Here is a 3,828-nt window from a genome sequence, read left to right as displayed (position 1 = left end):
TTTAATTTTCAAAGACCAAATTATTTAGTAATTTTTACCGTCATCACCTGACGACTCTTACTATTTTATCAATATTATAACTTCTTGTCAACAGTTTTATTTATTAATTAAATTTACTGTATTTAAAAAGTTTTAATTTATCGCTTAGTTCGTTTCATGTGCTCCCTAGCGACAAGGATTATTCTATCAAATAAACATATATCTTTGCTAAAATATTACTATATTTTTCAACAAATAAATTGCTTTTTTTCCTTTTTTCTTTATATTTCTTTGTATTTCTTATATTGATACACCAGATTAAGTTGTTGCTATTCCAATATTATATTTTGCTTTTTCATTAGTTTTTATAAAATTTTTCTTAATTTATTCCTATATAATTTAACTTTCTATGGTTGTTTAAGACAGGTCGCAATTCTTTACTATATTAATTCTAATCCTTATTAATCAATCAAATATCATTTTATTTACTCTTAATATGGTAGTTAGCACATAAACATTGCTAGTTAGATTATTTATATTACTTATACGTTTAATTAAAAATTGTCATATTATCAATACTATTCTAAAACCTACCTAATTTTAAACATCCAAAAACCGCCAATAATAATTTGTCGGTCTTTTAGCCCATTACTCCATATATTTTAAGGAAACTGAGGGGTTCCTGCTCCTTGTGTTACAAAAGGTTTAACTTCAGCTCCATTATAATCAATAAAATAATTTATATCACATATTGTCTTACCTAAATAGGACTCTTGTGCAGCATTAGCTTCCATTACTTCTTCTGGACAAAAATCATATATAGGAGATTTCACTAAATTACAAAAGCCACTTTCTTCACTTGTATCTATTCTCCAAATTTTATTTTTACGTAATGACCATATATAATTTCTCTTTTTATACACTCCATTTTTGGTATCAAATAGCTGTAATTTAGAATCTTCTTTAATTGCAATGTCTGTTTTTTGTTTTTCTAAGTTACTAGGATATTCTTTACTATGAAAAATTATTAATACATCTCCATTACTGTAGCTTTCATCTATTACCATATGTCCATGAAATAAATCAATAAGGTTTAATTTAGTATCGGGAAAATTTATATTGATGGCTTTGAATAATGCCTCTAAGTAATTGCTTATATCATCATTAAATCTTCTAGGTTTTTCACCATTTCCAGAACTCCAACTTTTTATAAACTCAGTCACTTCAATAGGGTTTGTATTTTTAATAATACTATTTTGGTCTTTTAATATCTGGAATAATTTTGCTTCATCATAATCACTTGGAAGCTTGGGAGCTAATATAGTATTAACCTTTGATGAGTAAGTCTTAGGCCCACCTTGCCCATCACAACTTCTAAGTAAACCCATAATAACCTTTGACTTATCTTCATAAGTTATGTCATCATTTTCAATAATATCTAAAAACCTCGTCCATTCTTGTGAATATTCTTTGCTAATTTTCTTTAATTCTTCATTTCTTAAATTATTATTAATTAGTTCTACTGCATACGCTATTTTGCTACTACACATTAAAAGCACAATTAGTATTACTATATTTTTAATTATATTTTTACCCATTATTAATCCTCTCTTTATATTTATATAGATTCTTATCAAGTTTAAGCTCTATCGCTAAAGTTCTTCAGAACTTACCTGCATGGCAGAGGGTTTTCAATATACAATAAAAATAGTATAAGAAAATCTTCTTATACTATTTATTGTATTAATGCCAATCCTGGTCAACCATATCGAACATCATTTTACCTATTCTTGATATAGTAGCTAAGCCATAAACATTGCTAGGTAAATTACTAGACATAACTGTAAAAACAAAATTTCCTTTTGGTAAGTTTAATAATGCGGTGTCATTCTCTACGCATTTTAAGGTTCCTATTTTATTTGCTGTAGCTGATTGTAACTCATGTGGTAAATAAAATGGTATTCCTGTATTTACTTGATTTTTCTTTAATGTTTCTAATATAAGATTACTATGTTCTTCATTTAAATAGCTATTATTTGATAAAAGCTTCAAACATTTTGAAAGATCACCACTAGTAGTAACATTTTCTTTATCATCATCTATTTTATTTTCTGATGGATACTTTCTAAGTTCTGTAAAATAAAGCTTCATATCTTTTATTAACTCATTTATTCGATCCATTCCTACTAAATTTACTATCTTGCAGGCTGCTGTATTATCACTTTGTATTAACATTGCTATTAATAACTCTTTAATTGTATACTCTTTTTCTGAAAACTCATGAATTATACTGTATCTTCCACTAACCATATCATCTTTAGTTATTGAAACTTTATCGTCAATGTTAAAAGTATTATTTTCAATTTCTTTCATTAAAGCCATTGCAATTGGTACTTTTATGCATCCTGCTGCTGTCATTTGTACATTTTCATTTAATCCATAAGTATAACTGCTTTTTAAATCTTCAAAATAGAAACTATAGATTCCGTCTCTACTCTCTAAATAACGTTTAATTTCTTTCATATATTTCCTCCAAGCACCACATCATTAAGACACCATATAAACTTACATTAATTATAATATTCTATATATTCTGATGTCAACTAATTGACTGTATTTTCTAAATTTATTGTATATTTAAAATATAATGCAATTTTTTCAAATAAATTATGTCTATTTTTCTTTAAAAATAGACATAATTTATAATATTCAAGCTTTATTTAATCTTTAAAAAAGCGACTAATAGAAAAATAATAAAAGCACTTAAAACTAAGCGCTTTTATTACTATATTGAAATTATATTCATAAATACTAGTGCAAATAAAAATAGTGCAACCATGATTCTATATATAGCAAATACTTTCATCGGTTTTTTCTTTAGATAATTTATAAATCTATCCACTACTACTAAAGATACTAAAAATGCAACTATAAACCCTACAGTTAATGCAAGTATTTCTCCTAATACAAGATTATTTCCATACTTAATTAATTTTACTCCTGAAGCTCCTACCATAGCTGGAATAGCTAGAAAAAAAGAAAATTCAGTAGCCACTACTGTAGAAAGCCCACTTACCCAACCACCAATAATAGTTGATGAAGATCTTGACATTCCAGGCCATAATGCTAAACATTGAAATATTCCTACTTTTAAAGCTTGTTTAGTAGTAATATCATCTACATCTATAGTTTTTAAAGACTTTTTGAATTTTTTTTCTGCTATTAGCATTAATATTCCCCCTACTAATAAGCCCATAGCAACAGTTAATGAATTGAACAAATATTTATCAATTAAATCTTCAAATGCAAATCCAAGTATGCCTACTGGTATGCAAGCTACAAATATATTAATCCAAAACTTCACTCCCCAAGGCTTACCTGAAAAGAATCCTTTTATCGAGGAAATTATTTTTTCCCAATATAGTACTACAATAGCAAGTATCGCTCCTAACTGTATAACAACTTCAAAAAGATTTGCAAAACTTCCTTTAAAATTTATTAAATCTCCAACAATAATCATATGTCCTGTAGAAGATACAGGAATAAATTCTGTTATCCCCTCTACAATAGCAATTACAATTGCTTTTAATAGTAATATTAAATTCATAAATCATCACTCTTTCAATTTTACTTTATTCCAGGGCATATTGTACTATGATAACTTTTTTATTTTAACTGTTTAGGTATCTGAAAGAAAATAATCGATCAAAGATGTTAGTATATTTTAGGCATATGAAATAAAATAGCTAGTTAAAGATGGTCATATATTTTGCATCAGACAAGGAGACAGGTTTTCATGATAGTCTAAGCTATCATGAAGTTCTGATGACGCAGTATGATACAAAATAG

General features: G+C 26.8%; 3 protein-coding genes. All 3 read right to left on the bottom strand.

Features of this window, described 5'->3' with window-relative positions; translation table 11 throughout:
• Positions 1-641: 641 nt before the first annotated feature.
• The 3 genes from B2W91_RS00955 to B2W91_RS00945 all read right to left on the bottom strand — a co-directional run bounded on the left by B2W91_RS00955 (position 642) and on the right by B2W91_RS00945 (position 3,586).
• On the bottom strand, positions 642-1,577 hold the full coding sequence (locus B2W91_RS00955; RefSeq protein ID WP_291578384.1) for a hypothetical protein: 936 nt from the start codon (positions 1,575-1,577) through the stop codon (positions 642-644).
• Positions 1,578-1,722: 145 nt separating this feature from the next.
• Positions 1,723-2,502: a serine hydrolase gene (locus B2W91_RS00950; RefSeq protein ID WP_291578383.1), complete on the bottom strand. Its 780-nt coding sequence runs from the start codon at positions 2,500-2,502 to the stop codon at positions 1,723-1,725.
• 262 nt (positions 2,503-2,764) lie between these two features.
• Positions 2,765-3,586 carry an undecaprenyl-diphosphate phosphatase gene (locus B2W91_RS00945; protein WP_291578382.1) on the bottom strand — a complete coding sequence of 274 codons (822 nt, stop codon included), beginning with the start codon at positions 3,584-3,586 and terminating at the stop codon, positions 2,765-2,767.
• Positions 3,587-3,828: the final 242 nt, after the last annotated feature.

It is taken from the genome of Clostridium sp. UBA6640, from assembly GCF_002455975.1.
Taxonomy (GTDB): domain Bacteria; phylum Bacillota; class Clostridia; order Clostridiales; family Clostridiaceae; genus Clostridium_J.
This window is presented reverse-complemented; position numbering and strand designations above follow the sequence as displayed.

Excerpts from the sequence above, each read along its gene's own strand:
- B2W91_RS00955 (WP_291578384.1), bottom strand. The coding sequence starts at position 1,577 with ATGGGTAAAAATATAATTAAAAATATAGTAATACTAATTGTGCTTTTA.
- B2W91_RS00950 (WP_291578383.1), bottom strand. The coding sequence starts at position 2,502 with ATGAAAGAAATTAAACGTTATTTAGAGAGTAGAGACGGAATCTATAGT.
- B2W91_RS00945 (WP_291578382.1), bottom strand. The coding sequence starts at position 3,586 with ATGAATTTAATATTACTATTAAAAGCAATTGTAATTGCTATTGTAGAG.